The organism is Winslowiella iniecta, from assembly GCF_001267535.1.
In the GTDB taxonomy this organism is placed as follows: Bacteria; Pseudomonadota; Gammaproteobacteria; order Enterobacterales; family Enterobacteriaceae; genus Erwinia; species Erwinia iniecta.
In genome coordinates this window covers 1-308 of sequence record NZ_JRXE01000078.1, presented here as the reverse complement: position 1 = coordinate 308, position 308 = coordinate 1, and the positions used below count along the sequence as shown (strand labels likewise).

The following is a 308-nucleotide window of genomic DNA, read 5'->3' as shown; positions in this document are numbered from 1 at the left end:
TGTCGTTTCAATTTTCAGCTTGTTCCGGATTGTTAAAGAGCAATATCTTAAATCCTGACTCGAAAGTCAGTTTTAAGATATTTTCAGCGACACCTTTCACCTGTCACCAAGCAAGTGGCGTCCCCTAGGGGATTCGAACCCCTGTTGCCGCCGTGAAAGGGCGGAGTCCTAACCGCTAGACGAAGGGGACACGGGGTGTCGCGACTTCGCAGGCGCCTTGCTCATTACTTTTTCATCAGACAATCTGTGTGGGCACTGCGCGGGTATCTTCACATAGGTAAGGAGGTGATCCAACCGCAGGTTCCCCT

1 tRNA gene is annotated in these 308 nt (G+C 51.0%); it reads right to left on the bottom strand.

The features are described from left to right. Positions 1 to 115 precede the first annotated feature (115 nt). Positions 116 to 190, bottom strand: a tRNA-Glu gene (locus NG42_RS21690). Positions 191 to 308 lie beyond the last annotated feature (118 nt).